The sequence below is a fragment of the Psychrobacter sp. JCM 18900 genome, assembly GCF_904846625.1.
In the GTDB taxonomy this organism is placed as follows: domain Bacteria; phylum Pseudomonadota; class Gammaproteobacteria; order Pseudomonadales; family Moraxellaceae; genus Psychrobacter.
Genome location: NZ_CAJHBL010000002.1, coordinates 371,083 through 390,174, shown reverse-complemented (window position 1 = coordinate 390,174; position 19,092 = coordinate 371,083). Strand labels below are relative to the sequence as shown.

General features: G+C 45.2%; 14 protein-coding genes. 5 read left to right on the top strand and 9 right to left on the bottom strand.

Annotated elements, in window-relative coordinates; translation table 11 throughout:
• Positions 1 to 324: 324 nt before the first annotated feature.
• The 5 genes from JMX96_RS04580 (at position 325) to JMX96_RS04560 (ending at position 7,071) form a co-directional block, all read left to right on the top strand.
• On the top strand, positions 325 to 2,373 hold the full coding sequence (locus tag JMX96_RS04580; RefSeq protein WP_265088977.1) for an FAD-dependent oxidoreductase: 2,049 nt from the start codon (positions 325 to 327) through the stop codon (positions 2,371 to 2,373).
• Positions 2,374 to 2,555: 182 nt separating this feature from the next.
• Complete coding sequence (locus JMX96_RS04575) at positions 2,556 to 3,854, top strand: ABC transporter substrate-binding protein (RefSeq protein WP_201567622.1); 1,299 nt, start codon at positions 2,556 to 2,558, stop codon at positions 3,852 to 3,854.
• Complete coding sequence (locus tag JMX96_RS04570; RefSeq protein WP_201567621.1) at positions 3,851 to 5,614, top strand: ABC transporter permease; 1,764 nt, start codon at positions 3,851 to 3,853, stop codon at positions 5,612 to 5,614. The genes JMX96_RS04575 and JMX96_RS04570 overlap by 4 nt, the downstream gene beginning before the upstream one ends.
• Before the next feature lie 125 nt (positions 5,615 to 5,739).
• The gene (locus tag JMX96_RS04565) at positions 5,740 to 6,372 is read left to right on the top strand and encodes an ATP-binding cassette domain-containing protein (protein ID WP_201567620.1); all 633 of its coding nucleotides are present in this window, start codon (positions 5,740 to 5,742) and stop codon (positions 6,370 to 6,372) included.
• Between the two features lie 72 nt (positions 6,373 to 6,444).
• Positions 6,445 to 7,071, top strand: a complete 627-nt coding sequence (locus JMX96_RS04560) for a CDP-alcohol phosphatidyltransferase family protein (RefSeq protein WP_201567618.1) — start codon at positions 6,445 to 6,447, stop codon at positions 7,069 to 7,071.
• A gap of 43 nt (positions 7,072 to 7,114) precedes the next feature.
• On the opposite strand, the gene JMX96_RS04555 is transcribed toward JMX96_RS04560, so the two are convergent.
• The 9 genes from JMX96_RS04555 to speB form a co-directional block, all read right to left on the bottom strand.
• A complete protein-coding gene (locus JMX96_RS04555; protein ID WP_201567616.1) occupies positions 7,115 to 7,726 on the bottom strand; it encodes a TetR/AcrR family transcriptional regulator in 612 nt (203 codons plus the stop codon).
• Between the two features lie 258 nt (positions 7,727 to 7,984).
• Complete coding sequence (locus JMX96_RS04550; protein WP_227676917.1) at positions 7,985 to 9,496, bottom strand: aldehyde dehydrogenase family protein; 1,512 nt, start codon at positions 9,494 to 9,496, stop codon at positions 7,985 to 7,987.
• Positions 9,497 to 9,651: 155 nt separating this feature from the next.
• A complete protein-coding gene (locus JMX96_RS04545; protein WP_201567615.1) occupies positions 9,652 to 11,058 on the bottom strand; it encodes a YjiH family protein in 1,407 nt (468 codons plus the stop codon).
• On the bottom strand, positions 11,039 to 12,886 hold the full coding sequence (gene dld / locus JMX96_RS04540) for a D-lactate dehydrogenase (protein ID WP_201567613.1): 1,848 nt from the start codon (positions 12,884 to 12,886) through the stop codon (positions 11,039 to 11,041). Before dld ends, JMX96_RS04545 begins: the two co-directional genes overlap by 20 nt.
• Positions 12,887 to 13,156: 270 nt before the next feature.
• Positions 13,157 to 14,878 carry a 5-guanidino-2-oxopentanoate decarboxylase gene (locus JMX96_RS04535; protein ID WP_201567611.1) on the bottom strand — a complete coding sequence of 574 codons (1,722 nt, stop codon included), beginning with the start codon at positions 14,876 to 14,878 and terminating at the stop codon, positions 13,157 to 13,159.
• Between the two features lie 92 nt (positions 14,879 to 14,970).
• A complete protein-coding gene (locus tag JMX96_RS04530; protein WP_201567609.1) occupies positions 14,971 to 15,714 on the bottom strand; it encodes an MBL fold metallo-hydrolase in 744 nt (247 codons plus the stop codon).
• The gene (locus JMX96_RS04525) at positions 15,711 to 16,484 is read right to left on the bottom strand and encodes a carbon-nitrogen hydrolase family protein (RefSeq protein ID WP_227676948.1); all 774 of its coding nucleotides are present in this window, start codon (positions 16,482 to 16,484) and stop codon (positions 15,711 to 15,713) included. The genes JMX96_RS04530 and JMX96_RS04525 overlap by 4 nt, the downstream gene beginning before the upstream one ends.
• Positions 16,485 to 16,489: 5 nt before the next feature.
• A complete protein-coding gene (locus tag JMX96_RS04520) occupies positions 16,490 to 17,836 on the bottom strand; it encodes a purine-cytosine permease family protein (RefSeq protein WP_201567605.1) in 1,347 nt (448 codons plus the stop codon).
• A 139-nt stretch (positions 17,837 to 17,975) separates the two neighbouring features.
• Positions 17,976 to 18,944, bottom strand: coding sequence for an agmatinase (gene speB, locus JMX96_RS04515; RefSeq protein ID WP_057760617.1), 969 nt, complete (start codon positions 18,942 to 18,944; stop codon positions 17,976 to 17,978).
• Positions 18,945 to 19,092: the final 148 nt, after the last annotated feature.

The following is a 19,092-nucleotide window of genomic DNA, read 5'->3' as shown; positions in this document are numbered from 1 at the left end:
ACAGTAGTATAAACATCAGACAACAAGACATAATTTATATACTATTAAGACTGCCGACTTAAATTTTTTATCGTAGTTAGGCGATTCAGACAATTCGATTTGATCGCCACGTTACTTAAATATAGTTACTTAAGTTTAGTTATTCAGATGATGAGCATTCTACAGTTTGAGTAATAACTACGATTTTAGCCTTCGCTCCCTTATTTGGCCGGACTTTTCATGATTAAAAGAATATTTTTAATACTATTAATATTGATATTAGCGGCAAGCTTTTTTTACTTTGACCTAAATCAATTATTGACGCTTGATGGCTTAAAAGGGTCGATGGCGCAATTTAATGAATACAAAGCGCAGTCACCGCTATTGATTATCGGTGGGTTTTTCTTACTATATGTCGTCGTTACTGCCCTCTCCTTACCAGGCGCTGCGATTTTAACGCTAGCCGCTGGTGCACTATTTGGTTTGGTTCAGGGCTTACTCGTTGCCTCATTTGCATCGAGTATTGGTGCTACTATTGCCTTCTTGGCATCGCGTTATCTACTGCGTGATACCATCAAACAGCGCTTTCCTGAGCGGTTGGCAGCTATTGATGCAGGCGTCGAAAAAGAAGGTGGGTTTTATTTATTTACCTTACGTCTGGTACCCATATTTCCATTCTTTTTGATTAACCTATTGATGGGTGTGACGTCTATTAAAACATGGACTTACTACTGGGTCAGTCAAATCGGCATGCTGGCTGGGACGTTTGTCTTCGTCAATGCAGGGACACAGCTGGCACAGATAGACAGCTTATCGGGTATTTTATCTTTCAACTTAATTGTCTCGTTTGCGTTATTAGGTTTCTTCCCATTAATAGCAAAAGGAGTGTTGAACATGTTTAAAAAACGCCGTGTTTATAAAAACCACACCAAACCTAAAAAGTTCGATCGCAATATGATTGTGATTGGCGCAGGCGCTGGCGGATTGGTTACAAGCTACATTGCCGCAGCAGTCAAAGCGAAAGTCACACTGATTGAAGCAGGTGAAATGGGCGGTGATTGTCTCAATTATGGCTGTGTACCTAGTAAGGCCATCATTAAGAGCGCAAAAATCGCTGACCAAATTCGTCATGGGGAAAACTACGGTCTAGAGAACACCGTACCGCAGTTTTCATTCAAAAAAGTGATGGCACGCGTACAGCAAGTAGTGGCTGATATCGCACCGCACGATAGTGTTGAGCGTTATACCAATCTGGGCGTCGATGTGGTCAAAGGCTATGCTAAATTAGTTGACCCGTGGACAGTAGAAATCCAGCTAAATGACGGCGGCATGCAGACCCTAACAGCGCGCACCATCGTTATCGCCACTGGCGCTCGCCCATTTGTACCACCGCTGCCAGGTATAGAAGAAACTGGCTATGTAACCAGTGACACGCTGTGGACGAAGTTTTCTGAGCTAGAAGAAGCCCCTAAGAAGCTAGTAGTACTAGGCGGTGGTCCAATCGGTAGCGAGCTTGCGCAAAGCTTTGCTCGATTGGGTTCTAATGTGACGCAAATTGAGATGAGCGATCGCATTATGGGTAAAGAAGACCTTGAAGTGTCTACCTTTGCTCATCAGTCGCTCACTGAAAGCGGTGTCAATATTTTGACCTCGCATCAAGCGATGCGCTGCGAGATGCGTGATGGCAAAAAATACATTATCGTCAAACACAATGAAACAGAAATCGATATCGAGTATGATGAGCTACTTTGTGCCGTTGGTCGTAGCGCACGCCTTGAAGGTTATGGTTTAGAGGCGCTAGGTATCGAAACCAATCGTACTATCGTGACCAATGAATATCTCGAGACGTTATATCCCAATATCTTTGCTGCAGGCGATATTGTCGGTCCATACCAGTTTACTCATGTCGCTGCCCATCAGGGTTGGTACGCTGCAGTCAATGGCTTATTTGGCAATCTGAAGAAGTTTAAAGTAGATTATCGCGTCATTCCTTGGGTTACGTTTATCGACCCAGAAGTCGCTCGTGTCGGTATCAACGAGCAAGAAGCCATCGATAAAGGCATCGATTACGAGATTACTCGTTTTGAGTTTGAAGAGCTGGATCGCGCCATTACAGATAGCGCGGCTAAAGGCTTTATCAAAGTCATCACACCAAAAGGTAAAGACAAAATACTGGGCGTTACGGTGGTGTCTGAACATGCAGGCGACCTAATCGCAGAGTTTGTACTGGCCATGAAACATGGTCTGGGTCTCAATAAGATTTTGGGCACCATTCATAGCTACCCTACTTGGGCAGAAGGCAACAAATACGCCGCTGGTGAGTGGAAACGTGCTCATGCGCCTGAGACCGTATTAAGCTGGTTAGAGAAATACCATACTTGGCGTCGCGGTTAGTTAATAGCAGCGAATTAAGAGCAGTTTGCTGATTAATGTCATTAAATGACGCGACTGGTAGGAAAGTTCTAAAAGACTCCAATAAAGCTGGTTTAGATTTTGTGATATCTGTTTGGTTTGACATGGCAGACTATGAAATCTTTACCAGCTTTACTAACATTTAAATCATAACGGAAACTTGAATGCGCGTTATTACCGCTTTACCGATGCTCAAACGTCTTACGCGATATAGCACCTACGCTATGGTGATGAGCATTTGTATTGGTATATCAGCAAGCACAGCATCGCCAACTACTGCCAATATTAACCAAGACTTGTCACCTTGGCAGCAGATAGAAGCCCAAGGCAGCAACCAAGATGTTTACTTTTATGCATGGGGCGGTGATCCGCAAATTAACGCCTATCTACAATGGGTCGCCGATCAAGTCGATGATAAATATAATATCAACTTAGTCCATGTCAAATTGAGCGATACCAGCGAAGCAGTCAGTCGTGTACTGGCAGAAAAATCTGCTCATAATGACGATCAAGGCAGTGTTGATTTGGTCTGGATTAATGGTGCTAACTTTGCCACCATGAGTGAGAGCTCATTACTACTCAAGCAATGGGCAAACAAGCTGCCCAATTTTGCGTTGACTGATCCGGACAATAATCCAACCGTAAACTTTGACTTTGGTGTGCCGACCAACGGTATGGAAGCACCATGGGGACAAGCCTCTCTGACGTTTTATTACGACAGCCTATCGACCAGTAAACCGCCAACAACGCTAACTGAACTGACCACTTGGACAGCACAAAACCCTGGCCGTTTTAGCTACCCAAAACCACCTGATTTTTTGGGTATGAGTTTCTTAAAATACGTCTTAGTCATGTTGCATGAGCAACAAGACGCTCAAACGGGTAAGAACACTAGCGCACAGCTCAACTTGCCTGCCACTGAAGAAAACACCGCGCTCGTATTAGATCCGCTATGGGCGTTTTTGGATGGCTTTCATCCAACCTTATGGCGTAATGGCGAGCAGTTCGTGCAGACAGGCGCGCAGATGCGGCGCTTGGTCGATGATACGGAGCTGAGTCTCGCGTTTACCTTTTCGGCACCAGAGGTTCCTGCAGCCGTACAGCGTTATGACTTACCCCAGAGCATTCGCAGCTATGCCATGAGTGATGGCAGCTTAAGCAATACTCATTTTGTTGCTATCCCTTATAACGCTAGCCATCCTCAGGCGGCACAATTAGTAGCCAATTTTTTGATGAGTCCAGAAGCCCAAGCAAAAAAACAAACCCCTTCGGTATGGGGTGACAAAACCGTATTGGTTCAATCTACACTTAGCCCTGCACAACAAGCATTATTCAAAACCAAGCAGCCCCATCCAAGCGCCCTGCCCTTTGATAGTGTCAAACGCACGGTAAGCGAGCCGCATCCAAGTTGGGTAGAGGCCATCCAGCAAGGCTGGCAAGCACGTTATGGGGTGAGTCCATGAGCCAAGGTTTTGATAAAATCACGAAAAAAGGTGATAGCCCTAGACCTATTACGCTTGAGAAAAAAGACCTGTTTACGCGTATCGTGTCTTTTAGCCCCAAACTCTTAATTCTCATATTAATATTACCCGTACTCTGTGGCCTCATCTGTGTACTGTTGCCTGCCCTAAGCTGGCTTCCTGCCCTAGAAAAAACGACCTTGAATCTGCAAGGGTTTATAGACCTGTGGCAAACGCCTGGCATCACGCATATGGCTGCGTTAAGTCTCGCTACAGGACTTATCAGCACCTTACTTGCTTTTGTCATTGCCCTGATGATATTGGCCGCGTTTTTTAACAGTGTTTGGTTGCAGCGTATTGAGCACTTACTAAGCCCTATCTTGGTCATTCCTCATGCAGCCGCAGCCATTGCCGTTGGGTTTTTGATTGCGCCGTCAGGCATGTTTGCACGGCTCATCTCCCCGTGGCTAACTGGTTGGGAGATGGCACCCGATGGTATGTTTCCGCATGATCCATACGGTATCAGTATCATCTTGGGCTTAACCTTAAAAGAGCTGCCGTTTTTATTATTAATGGCACTGGGCGCGCTTGCTCAGCCTGAGCTTGGTAAAAAACTGCTTCAACAATATACTGTTGCGCTCAATTTAGGTTATTACCCAATTACTGCTTTTTTTAAGGCGGTCTTGCCCCTGTTATACCCTTTTCTGCGTTTACCGATTTTGGCCGTATTGGCGTATGCCAGTGCAAGTGTCGAGATGCCATTGATACTGGGCCCTAACACACCACCAACGCTTGCCGTCTCTATCATACAATGGTTCAACGATGTTGACCTGACATTACGTATCAAAGCATCAGCAGGCGCCTTATTACAACTCGTACTGACAGCAGGTTTAGTCGCCTTTTGGCTAGGCGGCGAAAAAATTATCAAGGCAATATTTAATGTTTCGTCAGTCAATGGCAAACGTCATTATGCAGATACTATTTGGCAAAAAGTCACCGCCATACTTACCGTAGGCGTGATTGGCTTTATGCTACTGTCACTATCTGGCCTTGTGTTATGGGCATTTGCAGGATTTTGGCGGTTTCCGGCGATGCTACCAGAGCAATTTGTGCTATTACACTTTCAAAGTGCTTTTACCCAGATGAGCACACCATTGGTCAACACGCTTAGCATTGGTGCCGTTAGTACTGCCTTTGCTGTTTTTCTGACGTTGCTATGCTTGGAAGCTGAGCAACTGAGTGATAAACCACTGTCGCACTTCACCAGTTTTATTATTTACTTACCGCTCTTGGTGCCAAGTATCGCGTTTTTATTTGGCTTGGTATGGTTACAGCAGTTGGCCAATCATCAATCAGAATTTTTTAACGTGGCATTCGCCCATCTTTTATTCGTGCTACCGTACGTGTTTTTATCATTGGCCAGTAGCTACCGACGCTTAGACTCACGTTTCGCTCATGTGGCCGCTAGCCTTGGCGCTGCACCCATCAAGGTATTTTTCCAAATAAAGCTGCCGCAGCTATTTGCCCCTATTTTGATTGCCATTGCTCTCGGTCTAGCGATCAGCTTTGGTCAGTATTTGCCAACCCTATTGGCAGGTGGCGGACGTATTGCTACTATCACAACAGAAGCGGTGACACTGGCAAATGGAGCCAGTAGGCGTACCAGTGCCGTTTATGCCATCATGCAAATGGCGCTACCGCTCATCGGTTTTATAGTGGCTTGGGTGCTACCCAAATACTTCTTTAGAAGTGGTGCGCGGTAGCAAGCTGCTCATGAATAAGAACAGTTGTGAAAAGTATCAGCTATCGAAAACAGCCGTTATGAAAAAACTAGCTGCTAAAAATACTAAAATAATTAGTCATAGAAAACGCAAATAAAGGGTTCCTGATGCCATCATCTCTACAGATAAAAGACTTACAGCTGTTTCGTCAAAACGAGCAGCTATTGAGTATCAATGAGCACATCGCTGGTGGCGACATCCTAACCGTGATGGGCCCTTCTGGTAGTGGCAAGTCCAGCTTACTAAACTGGCTAACAGGTACTTTAGCGAATGACTTCACCGCGACGGGTACTGTCTGGTTAAACGATGAGAACGTGACTCACCTGCCTGCCCATTTGCGCCGTATTGGTGTTCTGTATCAAGACGCACTGCTGTTTTCGCACCTATCAGTGGCGGGCAATATTGCTTTTGCCATGCCAAAAGGAAACAAAAAACAGCGAGTTGAAAAAATAGCGCAGTCTTTAGCTCAAGTAGGATTAGAAGGGATGGGAGATCGTCATCCTGATAACCTATCAGGTGGTCAACAAGCACGTGTCGCCCTACTACGCACGCTGCTAAGTGAGCCCAAAGCAATACTACTTGATGAGCCCTTTAGCAAACTTGATACTCAATTGAGGATGGATACGCGGCAATTGGTATTCGATCAGATTCGTACTCATAAGTTGCCTGCTATTATGGTCACGCACGACCAAAGTGACGCTGAAGCAGCCAATGGCAAAGTTATTTATGTAGGACAATAGTTTTGGACATCAGAGTCAAATATCAACGCTAAATACCCAAGCAAAATAAGCAAAATATAAAAGGCAGCTCGCATGTTAGACAAGTTCATTACGCCCGTTATCAAGCCGCTGCTAACCCCAATAGTAGCGACATTGCATAAGCTCGGCATCACAGCTGATCAGCTTACGGTAGCTGGATTCTTGGTTGGTATGTTGGCACTACCACTCCTCACGTTTGAGCTATGGTATGGCGCGCTAGCAGCGATTATATTGAATCGTATCTTTGATGGGCTGGATGGCGCAATGGCACGCTACGCAAAGCAAAGCTCAAGCGCAGGCGGCTACTTAGATATCACCCTCGATTTTTTGTTTTATGCTGCTGTGCCACTAGGGTTTATTTTGGCCAACCCTGCACAAAACGCTATTGCAGGCGCGTTGTTATTAGCAGCATTTATTGGGACAGGTTCGAGCTTTTTGGCGTTTGCGATTTCTGCGGAAAAGTTTCAATTAGACAAGCCGCAGTTTAAATATAAGAGCTTTTATTATCTCAACGGCCTCACCGAAGGCACTGAGACCATTGCTCTGTTTATTGCTTTCTGTATTTGGCCGCAGCATTTTGTGCTACTTGCTGGTATCTTTGCTACTGCCTGCGCTATTACTATTTTTACTCGTATACATGGTGGGTATCATACCCTCAAGCAGCTCGAATCTACCAAGTAAACGTCTGAAGATATACACTATATTGAAACCCAGCAATGAACCTCTAAGCATTTACTGAATCATCTATTCGCAGTGCTTCTATAGATAAGGCCATATCTTCAGCAAGGGCGTGTACCGTCGAGCTCTCTATGTCACGCTGTGCAAAGGCACGCAGTCCCATGACTTCTGCCTGTAAGCGGCGACCAAGTCGAACCGCATCCAGCTGACTATCCATCTCACCGACATTCTGCGCTTCTTTAAAGCATTCTATAAATCGCGTCTCCATACCTGCCAGCAGCATTTCCACCTTGGTTAACGCTGTTTGTTCACGCGCACCAAGCTCTAGTAAGCTCTTGACCAACATACAGGCTCGGCTCGGTAATGCTTTGTCACGAATCCCGCCAAGCTGACGTATATAAGCGGCAAGGCCTAGTAAAGGCGTTTCATGATGGCTCAATACTCGCTCAAGCTCGGTCAAACCTAGACGTGCATAGTATTCTAGTGCTTCTTGAAACAGGCCTTCTTTATTACCGAAAGCGGCATAGATACTGCCTGGGCGCATATCGAGCGCTTGCTCTATGTCTTTTAGAGACGTGGCATGAAAGCCCTTTTGCCAAAAAAGCTGTAGCGCACGCTCCAAGGCGTCATGACGGTTATAAAGTGCGGTGCGTGACATAATGTGCCCCATTTAAAAAGCCGTGACCTCATATAAAAATGGGCACGGCTATAAAACTTGAATGATTGCTCAATTTTATCCTGAATGGGTGCGACAGTAAAGTTAATATAAGAAACGGTCTGGTAAACAAACGTAATGTTAGAACGCGACCTAGCTGACCTAGCTATCAACAATCACTCTACAATAATTCAATAGCCATGCTGATAGCTAGGAAATAGCCACTCTATAGTGGCTAGTGACAATCTAATCGAAATCCAATTAATCGGTCAGTAATACGTGTTTGCTCTTCTGATAAGCGGACAAGCCATCACCGCCCAACTCACGGCCAATACCGCTTTGCTTAAATCCGCCCCAGCCTGCTTCTGGCAGTACGATTTGTTGCTCGTTAATCCAGATATGCCCAGCTTTGATTTGTAGTGCCATCTCAAGCGCAGCAGTCTCATCGGCGCTCACGATGGTTGCTGCTAGAGCAAACTTGCTATCATTGGCTAGGCGAATAGCCTCTGCATCGTTAGTAAAGGTTGTACTGACTAATACAGGGCCGAACACTTCTTCCATCCATAATTGACTGGTCGCTGGCACATTTGTATAGACAGTTGGCGCTACAAAATAACCAGATACTTCTAATAACTCACCACCGGTTAAGCAGTCCAGATTTTCAGCTGTCGCAACATCAAAAAATTTCTTAACTTGGTTCAGCTGCTGCTCGCTCACCAATGGACCCATTTGCGTCTCTGTCGCAAAACCATCACCAATCTGCAGACTTTCCGTTTTGACTTTTAATGTGTCAAACAGCTGCTCAGCGATATCTTGATGGACAACCAAACGCGACGTGGCCGAGCATATCTGACCGGCATTGGTAAATATACCGCCAATGATTAAATCACAAGCGTAGTCAATATCAGCATCTGCACAGACCACAATAGCAGACTTACCACCCAACTCTAGGCTAATGTCTTTGATGCCTTTTGCTGCTTGAACCATCACCTTTTCGCCGACTACATTACTACCAGTAAACGATACTTTGTCAATCAGCGGATGGCTGGTCATAGCAGTGCCCACTTCAGCAGCACCCGGTAAAATATTGACTACCCCTTTTGGCAAACCTATCTCAGATAAGATATTACCTAGCATAAGCTCTGGTAATAGTGTCACCTCAGACGGTTTCAATAGCACGGTACAGCCTGCCGCTAGCGCAGGTGCCAACTTCCAAGAGGTCGTCACCATTGGGAAATTCCAAGGGGTAATCAGCGCACAAATACCTACTGGCGAGTATGTTTTTAACAATCGAATACCCGACTCAAGCGTTGAGACCTTAGACCACGTTGCCTGCTCTGTGATGAGATTGGCATAATAACGATAGCAAGCGATAGCATCACCGACGTCTATCTTTGCTTCCTCAATTGGCTTACCGTTGTTTAATACAGACAGTCCAACCAACTTATCGAATTGCTGTTCCATAGAGTCTGCAATCGCATTTAAATAGCGGGCACGCTCACTTACACTAGCCTGTGACCAGCCAGCAAGGGCTTCATCAGCTGCTTCGACTGCCTGCTCTACATGAGCACTGGTACATAAGCGAGTCGTTGCGATCACCTCGCCTGAATTTGGATCATACAATGCTTGGATATTTGAATGATTAGAATCAGTCACAGATGCTTCAATCGTAACCCAGTCACCATTGATATAAGCGGCATTTAATACAACTTCGTTTTGAGCCGTTTGTATGGCAGTTTCTCTGGTTAAGTCTGTAGAGTTCAGCATTTCCATAATGGTCAATCGCCTTATATTTTTGATCAAATTGTCTTTATGTGCGTAACGTCCGTAACGTAATTGGCTAAATGGTCGGTTTAACTGACTACAGAAAAACCGATCATTTTCATATTATCGTCAGGCTAGATGCCTTGTGAATACTAGACACGCCACTAATACAGTAGATGCGCCACTGATGTAATCACTACCAAGCTGATAAGCGTACGAAGTATAAAGATTAAAAATAGCTCTAATACATTTAGCTTAATATTTGACTTCAAAATCAGCGCACCTACTTCAGACATGTAGATAATCTGAGTAATTGAAGCAGCACCAACGATGAATCGTGTCATCTCACTTTCAATGCTTTTACCGACCAATGCTGGCAAGTACATATCTGCAAAGCCCATAATCATGGCCGGGCCAGCTTTGGCCGCTTCTGGAATCTGTAACCATTCAAGTACTGGCACTAACGGTGTCGCAATCCAATTAAAGACAGGCGTGTACTCTGCTAAACCAAGACCAATCGTACCGATAGCGAACGTTACTGGAATCAATCCCAAATAGATATCAAACAGATTATGTACACTGCGTTTGAACACTTTACCTAAGCTAGGCATAGAATGCGCGCGAGTGACGGCACGATTGACCGCCCACTGGTACGTTGTATATTCAGCAGGAATGCCTTCATCTAGCATGCTTTTGCCAGAATGATACGTATCAGGCTTGAGAGACAATGGCGGTATACGTGGCATGATAATCGCAGCGATAAAACCAGTTAGCGCAATGGTCAGATAAAAGAAGACAAAGTTATTGTCTACGCCGATGGTTTTGGCAACCACATAGGTAAAGGCGATAGAAGTGACTGAAAATGTGGTCGCGATAATGGCGGCTTCGCGCTGGCTGTAGAAGCTTTTGTCATACTCTTGCATAGTGACTAGCAGGCCGATAGACGCTGCGCCAAACCAAGAAGACATTGCATCGACAGCAGAACGACCAGGCAGTTTAAAAAGCTTGATAAATACTTTACTGGCTAAAGTACCCAAAAACTCCATCAAACCGAAATCAGTCAAAAATGGTAGCGATAAAATGGCAAAGAAGAACAACGGAATCAAAACAGGAATCAAATCTTCAAAAATGACACCGCCCGTATTGCGATTGGTAATAAACTCAGGGCCAACTTGTAGAAAAATCATCCAAACAAATGCCATTCCTAAAAACCGGATAGCAAGCCAAAACCACTCAACATCAAAGAGTTTTTTAGCAAGCGAACCTTCATTCAGATTTGGCTTTAACGCTTTGACTGCCAGCGCACCAAAAAAAGATATCGTCACGAGCGCCATCGTGATATAGGTCACAAAACCACCTAATGCGGTTTGTAGCGTATCGGTCAATACACCCAGTAAAATCGTGACTTTACCATCCCACTCGAACGGTATGATAAATAACGCAATACCTAACGCTGAAAATAACAAAAACTTCCACATTGCCGCACGCCACTGTCCTGCTTTTGGCGTTTCCGGATCGACCGTATTATTCCCTAAAATCGGCTGCTGCGACTTATCCATGTAACTCGTCATTTAATTTCTCCTTAATGGGCGATGATTGCCAGTTTTTCCATTTTTCTGTCTGACCAATACCTGGGTTGAGCGAATTGGTTGGGTCCAGTTTTTTATAAAAATAATGTAGTTCCGTTTTTGCAGGGTATACGTGCCCCACATTGTGCTCAGCAGGATACTCAATATGACGTTGGTCATAAAATGCCAGCAGCTCATCCTTGAATTGCTTGGCATTGGTCATTGGTTTCAATAAATAGTCTTGGTGCATGACATGGCAAAAAAAATGCCCCAAATAAAAGGTTTTGCTGACTTGTCTTTTTAAGTAATTAGGTAACGCTTCATCCCAATCTACGGCATTTCTAGGTAAGGCAATATCCGTCGATAGCAGCTCACCAAACTTATCTTGATTTAAATTGTGATAACGAGACATGGCAGCGGTCGCGGCACTGCGAAATACCAATAATGCTTGCGATTCAAGCTCTGTACATATATGCAACGCACCTTGATACTGCTGCATATGGTTTTGCAAAAATGCCTGCGCAGCAGCGATATTGTTGCCGTCGTTTTTATTGGAATCTTTATTAATACCTTTATCAAAGCTTTTATTAATGCCATTATCAAAGTCGCTATCAAAACCATCTGCGACTTTAATAATCAAATGGTAGTTATATGAGAGTGCCTGCGTAGTCAAAGTGGCTGGTAATGACGTTGGCATAAACCTAGATGATAGTTGCAGTATCCGATCTGGCAGCGTCTTTGGGAGATGCCATTTATCCAGATAGTAGCCAATATTTGCTTGTAGACGATACAGCATCCCTATCTTGCTGGCAGGGAGCTTACGCATACTCAAGCAAGTGTCTCGGCCATAGTGCATGGTAATGTCGTTATAGTCTTTATGCATATACTCAGCCGACACAGGCAATTTCAACTCGCTTTTTAACCATTTTTTTCTGAGTGTGGTCAAGGTATCAGCGTCGTTGGTCGAGATATAAAACGTTTGCTCGTTTTTAGGCTTGGCAAAGGTCGCTACCCTCACCGCAAATACAATGACCTTGCCAGCTGAACCAGATGCTTCATACAGACCGTTGGGATCATTGTTAAATCTAGCAGGTGTCCCTGCCTCACAATCACGGACTTTGTGTTGATAATGATGGTTGGTGCAGGCGTTACTGTTGCTCGTTCTATTCGAGACCTTATTAAACGTGCCAGCTTGCAGGTTCTCTAGCATTTCCTCTGGCTGAGTACCTAAATCCAGTCCTAGATGATTGACTAATTCAAACGCTCCTGATGCATTGCGTCTAGCAAATAACGCCATCTCAGTATAAGCAGGACCGCGCTGCACCAACATGCCGCCTGAGCTGTTGCAAATACCACCTATCACCGATGCGCCAACACAACTAGAGCCCAATACTGAATGCGGCTCACGACTCAATGGCGTAAGGGTAGACTCTAATTGCTGAAGGGTGGCAGCGGGCAAAGCGATCAGCTCTGCTGCATCGTTGAGTAAATGCACACCGGCTAGTAACTGCATAGAAATGACGATTAGCGGTCGATCATAATCTCCATTCGGCGTTGAGCCACCCGTCAGACCTGTATTGGCCGCTTGCGCAATAATAATCACGTCAGCGGCTGCACAGATATTAATGACGCGCCATAGTGCCACAAGAGAGTGCGGTATCACAACTGCTACGGTAGCGTCTGTGATAGCCTCAATCGCACCTTGCACATAAGACTGCTGTTGGCTAGGTTTTGTTAGCACATTGGTCGTACCAACAATCGCTGCTAAATCCGTTAATAAACTCGGTATCTGCTCGTGTCTATCGTCTGACAATTTTTTAGCATTTGGCATGATAGACGTTCTTCCTTGAATGACTAGGGTGTGTCCTCATTTCACAAGTGGAGATAAAAATGAGATAAATTGCCGTTAAACGAGAAAAATAGCGTCGATAATATCGAGATATTGACCAGCTATTTGACGATGTTTGGCAAAATTTAGCCATTTTTAGCCCATTTAGAGGACACTCGTTTGAATTGAGGACATGCCCTAGCCTTTCGTATATTTACGTCAGCACGGTTGATACCAATACTGTTACGCTCATGACCATTAAAATAAACACCACTAATTAAAATAAGTCACTGTCGCAGCCATTTCTTTTAGAAAATCATCAGTCTCATCAATCTCATAAATGATCGGCTGTTTACCTTTCGTGTCTGTCTTTAATGCATCTAGCAGTTGCTGTTTGTCAGTGATTCTACGATAGCCAGCCCCAAACCCTGCCGCTAATGGCTCAAAATTTGGCGTTTTAATACTGACGCCAATTAGTGGTAAACCACCCTCTTCCATGTAACGACGAATCTCACCGTAGCCTTGGTTGTTCCATAATAAGACAATCAATGGTAGCTCAAGCTCGGCGGCGCAGATGAGCTCAGCAATCGTAAATTGAATACCGCCATCACCCATCAGGCTGACGACAGGCAAGTTTGAGCCAATCATGGCTCCGATAGCGGCAGGCAAACCATAGCCTAATGTGCCAAAACCCGTCGATGAGTTAAACCATTTACGCGTCGCCAAGGCTTCAAGACCAAGGTTACCGCTATAGACAGGCTGCGTTGAATCACCAACGAAAATGACGTCTTCCACTTCATCTCTGATCAGCTTTAGTAAGGCATTTTGACCTGAAAAGTCTGTCGTTACATCTTTCAAGATGGCCTGCTTTGCCTCATTGACACGTGACAGTGCTTGATGATCGAATGTCTGATTTTCTAGGCGGCTGCATAAACCACTAATCGCCATTTGTGCGTCGGACAGTACCGCGATATCTGCTCTAAATGGACGCTGCAATTGCTGGGCATCACAGTCGATACGTACCAGCGTGCCGTTGATTTTGAACTCGCCATTAAAGAACACATCATAGTCAGTCTCCCCAAGCTCAGTCCCAATCGCTAATACCCAATCCGCCTCGGTAATCACGGCTCGGCCTGCGTCTAACGACTGGTTACTACCCAAACTTAATGGATGACCAGGTGGCAGCAAACCTTTGGCATTAATTGTCAAAAACGTTGGCGCATCTATCAGCTCTGCCAATCGCTGTGCATCGTGATCGACATCGACGCAGCCGCCCCCATAAAGTATTACAGGATTTTTTGCGGTTTGTAATGACTTTACGATTAGGTCTAACTGCGTAGGATTCGGCAATGGTCTTGTGACCTGTGGTAGGCTCAAATTATTTGTACCAGCTTCGCTATTTGCTATAGCAGTTAACTTAGGCGGTTTAGCAACATGGCTAGCATCAGCGGTGATAATGTCGATAGGCAGCTGAATATGTACAGGGCCAGGACGTGCACCGTTAAACAAAGCAAAAGCTTCTGCAATCACTTTCGGTAGCGACTCAGGTTGCCAAATGGTCTTACTCGTGAGTGCCACCTTACTGACCATGCCTTGCTGATCATGCAATTCATGCAAATGCCCTTCGCCACTACCCGTGTCTTTGACTTTGTTGACGCTAGAAATCACTAGCATCGGTATCGAATCAGCCAATGCCTGTGCCATCGCCGTCATGATATTGGTCATACCAGGGCCAGTGATAATAAAACACACCCCAATTTTACCAGAGGCACGATAGTAGCCGTCCGCCATAAACCCAGCGCCTTGTTCATGACGCGGTGTCACATGACGAATATTGGTATTAGGTAGACCGCGATACAGCTCTACCGTGTGCACACCAGGGATACCAAAAACGGTCTCTACACCATAATACTCTAGCCACTGCACCAATAGCTCACCACAGGTCAATGATAATGTGTCAGACAAAGAAGAAGGCGTTTGCGTCAATTGGGTCATGGGTCAGTCATCCTGAAAAATATAATTAGTATTAAGTTAAAATTTTTATATTGGCTAATGGTTTATTTTTAATCGTTATTGAGTGCTATTCATTACAAGTCATGGTGCCGTAACCAATCATCAATCATGATGTTTAAGCGTTTACCTGAAAAGCTAGGGAAATGACCACCATGAACGACTCGCACCGGCAGTGCATTTAAGCGGCGCATGCTTTTAGCGTAGTCAGACATATTGCTGTGCCACGTATCTTCAATTAATGGGCCATCATAGATAAGGTCACCAGAAATCAGCGTTTCGCTAGCAGCTTCCCACAAGGCGATACCACCTGGAGAATGACCCGGCGTATGAATTACTTCAAATTGACGATTGCCCAAATCAATCACGTCACCATCTTCAAGCTGCATAATTTTCGCTGGTGCAGCAATTTTATAGCCGCAATGGGCATAAGGTTCAGGCGGTAGCGCGTCAAACATCTCATCGTTAACAAACATATCTGCCAAAGTACGAGCATTGTCTGGCTCAGCTAAGATGTGTGCTTCAGCAGAATGGACATGACAGCAGTCAAACTCATTTGCTGCGCCAATATGGTCAAAATGGGTGTGACTGGCTACACCAACGATATCGCGATCAGCGAGCAAAGCGACATGGCGGCGCAATGGTACAGCACCTAACCCAAAATCTACTAATAAATCGCGTTCGCTACCCCGTACGTGCCACAAATTACAGCGGAAAAACGGCTTAATCCATGGCTCATCAATAAGTGTGATTCCGTCACTGAACGTAGTGGTTCGATACCAGTTTTCTGGCTTGATTCGAGGTAATGACTGCTCACTCATAAGTCAGCTCCATCACGAATCTGTAGATCTTTGAGATAGTCTTGGTGCGTGCGACTCTCATCAATACGGGCAAGATCGATATCTATTATCATCGTGCCAGCGGTCAAACCAAGCCTTCCGATTACCTCGCCATCGGGACCAGCGACGATGCTATTACCACAGTAATGAAGGATGTCTTCTACGCCTGAGCGGTTGATACAAGCAACAAAGCATTGATTGTCCATGGCACGAGCGCGAATTTGCAGTACTTGACGCTCTGCATTTGGCAGCATATTTGCTGTAGGTGACAGGATGACCTCTGCGCCTGCTTGAGCTAGCTCTCGTGCCACCTCTGGAAACTCATTATCGTAGCAAATCATTAAACCTAACTTGCCAAATCTAGTATCAACCACGCAGGACTTTTTACCTGCTGTAAAGAACTCGTTTTCACGATCCCATAAATGACGCTTATTATAAGTCGCAAGGTGTTGCCCATTCTCATCTAGCAGTATGGCAGAGTTGCTTAACTCACCATTAGACTGGCGCTCAGCGAGACCAAATAGTAGATGCAAGTTATATTTATTAGCAAGCCTAGCTGCTTCAGTGACAATTGGACCATCGATAGTTTGCGCTAAGCGATCAAGACGCTCAAAGATGTTGTAGCCTGTGAATGCAAGCTCTGGCAACGCGAGCAGATCTACTTTTGCCTCTACTGCTAGGCGACAAAGCGACTCTAAAGCTTCTAGATTGGCCGTCGCTTCAGCCAGTAAAGGACTGGTTTGAGCAATCATCAATTTCACAATGATGGCTCCTTTTGAGCTGAAGTGACAACGCTACTAGGGCGAGTGAACAGAGTCGCACCTAACCAGTAAAGTCCACCAGTAATGATAAAGACAGGTAATGAAGCACCGAAAGATGGAGGCGCTATCAAAGTCCAGTATGCGGCAAGCGCTGCACCGATTAGATATGCTGCGATAGCAATCTTTGCAGTAGGACGTCCTAATTGTTTAGTAGAATCAAGCAGCTTTGCGGTGTAGCCTTCTTGGCCAACAAGATAATAATCGACAATCATGACTGAAAATGCTGGGATAAATAGTGCACCTACGATCAATAAGAAGTTTTGGAACTGGTCTAAAATGCCTGGTATCAGCGCCCCAAAGATAGTGACCAGGCCAATGATAAGTGCAGGTTTCCAAAAGCTCATGTTAGGAGCGATGTTCATGCAGGATAGCGTTGCGCTATAGACTGCCATTACATTGGTTGTCATGACTGAAAAGAAGATAACTAGCGCAGCTGGCAAACCAAAACCAAAGTCAGCAAGCAGACGAGTCGGATCGTAAGTCTGTTCCATACCGCTTAAGATAGAAAGCCCTGATATCGTCGCACCCAAACCCATCGCAACGATAGCCGCCATGATGTAGCCAAAGTAAGTACCCCATACGGCAATCTTTGAAGTCTTACAGTTACGGTTGTAATCAGCTGCTGAAGACATCCAAGAAAACGCAGTGGCAATGACGATATCAAACGCGATACCTAACGTAATACCATTACGTGATTCAACTGGCATCTCAAACAGGGTCGATACATCATAATGTTGATTAAGTTGATAGAGCACGACAACCGTAAGACCTGCCATGGCTAGTGCCGCCCAACGTTCGACAAGCTCAATACCGAGGTGACCACGTAGCACAATCAGTACCACGACTGTCTCACACAAGATCACAAACAGTGGTAGGTTGCTATAACCTGTGGTCGCTTCAATCGCGTAGTTCAGACTCATGCCAGCGAGCAGCGCCTGAATACAGCTCCACGCAATGAGCACACCCATGTTTACCAGTGAAATCAACTGGCTACCAAGTGGTCCATAAGCTCTACGTGTCAGAGCCATCGATGGTAGGCCGGTACGCTGGCCCATCAAACCAACCAAAAGCAGTGGAATTGCACCGATTAAAGAACCAATGAGTACGGTCGTAATAGCAGTGGTAAATCGTAGATCTGGTACCAACAACATTCCAGTTAAGATGGTCGTGACTACGATATTGGCACCAAACCACAGCGCAAACGTACCAATTGAACCCAAACTGTGTCCAGCTTCATTTGGAGAAAGGGTATCTTGACCAAAAAATGAAGAAGGTTTACTCATTAGCGTCTTCCTTAACCGAGTTATATTAATACCAGTAGTTATACTGGTGCCGATAAAGCTACTTTATGCTCCACATCTCACCCATAAGAGACTGTCAATAACCCATTCCTTTTATGGTTATCATATTGAGACATAACGATTAGTAAACCGCTTTAACCTTGTCGTCATAGCGTACGCCCGGCAGGATGCATAGCATCTCGAACAATAAGTTCGCCGCCAATACCGAGGTATTACCAAATGGATCATACGGTGGTGATACTTCAACTAAGTCCCCACCTACCACGTCTAGACCGCGCATACCGCGAATGATTTCGATACCTTGAGTAGAGGTCAGGCCACCGATTTCAGCAGTGCCTGTACCTGGGGCAAACGCAGGATCAATACCGTCGATATCGAAGCTCAAATAGACAGGACCATCTCCTAGCTTTTCGCGTACTTCAGCCATGAGCGGGGTTAGTGACTTATACCAGCACTCTTCAGCAGGTACCACACGGAATCCTTGCTCAGTTGACCAGTCAAACTCTTCAGCACTGTAGCCTGTACCACGTAGACCAATCTGTACCACACGATTGCCATCGATGAGGTTTTCTTCAACAGCGCGGCGGAACGGCGTACCATGCGCGATTTTTTCGCCAAACATATCATCATTGATATCAGCATGGGCATCGATGTGCACCATACCGACAGGGCCGTGTTTTTTGGCAAGTGCGCGCAAGATAGGCAGTGCAATGGTATGGTCGCCGCCTAATGTTAAAGGGATCGCACCGTGTTTGACGATTTTATCGGTATAGAATTTTTCGATGATATCAACGCTTTTTAGCAGGTTGAATGTATTGATAGGCACATCGCCGATGTCAGCGACTTGTAATGACTCAAAAGGTGCAGCGCGAGTGGCCACATTGTAGGGACGAATCATTCTTGACTCATCACGAATCTGTCTAGGACCCAATCTTGCACCGCTACGGTTGGATGCACCAATGTCTAAAGGTACGCCAACGAACGCCACATCTAACCCTTCAGCATCGGCTTGAGTTGGCAGACGCATCATAGAAGCGAAACCGCCAAATCTTGGCATATCATTGCCGCTTAATGGTTGATTGAATGTCATAAGTTACTTCCTTGTTCTATTTGGTTTAAGTACACAATTTGCTACATGCCATTGACAATACATAAATATAAGAGCATGAACCATGGTAAAATTCAGAAGCAAACTTCTATTTTTTCGTAGTAAACGAAATTTACATATTATTATCAGA